The organism is Bartonella sp. AP258QHHD, from assembly GCF_042196145.1.
In the GTDB taxonomy this organism is placed as follows: Bacteria; Pseudomonadota; Alphaproteobacteria; order Rhizobiales; family Rhizobiaceae; genus Bartonella.
This window is the reverse complement of sequence record NZ_JBHIPR010000055.1, coordinates 1-1289: the sequence shown is the minus strand read 5'-3', so window position 1 is coordinate 1289 and position 1289 is coordinate 1. Positions and strand designations below refer to the sequence as shown.

The following is a 1289-nucleotide window of genomic DNA, read 5'->3' as shown; positions in this document are numbered from 1 at the left end:
ATTGGCATCCCTAGAAGCCCCGATGGTGATTTATGTGCGCCAACAGGTCAAGGGCATGGATGTTTATGCACCGGTGCTTTATATCCCTGAAAAAGACAGAGCCTCCTTTGTTTCTGCTGGGGCTTTGATCATGGGCGATGATATCAATATCACCAGCCAAAATACAAGCAATTCTACAATAACCAATTCAGGGCGGATTGCGGCAAACCACCAATTGCATGTGCATGGCGGGGATATCTTTAGTCAAGGAGGGCATTTTGCGGCGGGTGGGGATGCTGTTATCCTTGCAGAGAAGAATATTCGTTTGGATGCAGGGCGCACAACGGTTGACGGCGTGGAGACCGTTTTAAACACCGAGGCGCTTTCTGCTGGTGGTAATGCAACGGTGACTGCCAAACAAGATATCACCGCCTCCGGGGTGGGGATCACTACCGGAGGTGATCTTGCCATGGCTACAGAACAAGGCAACTAGACGATCGGTTCAGCAGAAACCCATTACCATGATGAACAGGGTGATGCCACCATGCATCATAAATCAGAAGTCAACTCTGGAGGCTCGACGACACTTGCCTCTGGAAAAGATTTGAATATTCTAGGCTCTGATGTTCAAGCAACGGATAAACTCCTCTTGCAAGCTGAGAGGAATGTTTCGATTGATGCCACACGCAACAGTGCCAATAGCCATCGCGGGGATCAAACATCTCATGTCGCGGTGCACAATGGCTCTCATTTAAGTTCTGGAAAAGATACCACTGTTATCTCGGGTGGCGATATCCATATTGCTGCTTCCGATATAGATGCCAAGGGTAATGTTGCTCTTGGCGCCCAAGGGGAGATAGCGATAGGGGTGAGAAACGAGGAGATGGAGTATCATCTTCAGGGCAAAAACACGAACGTGGATATGCAAGCCTCTCATGCCGTTGGCTCTACGATAAAATCGGGAGGTGACACCACTGTCATTGCAGGGCAGGATGGCAAACCGCATGATCTTAGCATCACAGGTAGTTCCATTGCGGCTGATGGCAAGGTGGGGCTGAAAGCCAGCAACGATATTCTCATCAATAATGCAGAGGATAGCTTACATTATGAAATGTCGTACCACAAAGAGGGTGGAGCATTCAGTAGCAGCAAATCTGAGCATAACAAGGTTGATGCTACCCAAGTTTCCGGTTCACTCATATCTGGGGGTGAAGGCGTTGCCATTGACTCAGGAAACAACACGGAAGTTGTAGCTTCGACGCTCATAGCCGGTAAGGCAGAGGAAACGTCAGGAGAGAAAGCACCAGGAG

The 1289-nt window shown here is 49.3% G+C and carries 1 pseudogene; it reads left to right on the top strand.

The features are described 5' to 3' along the window. Positions 1 to 1289: pseudogene (locus ACFIMM_RS06445) on the top strand (hemagglutinin repeat-containing protein); the annotation flags it as partial.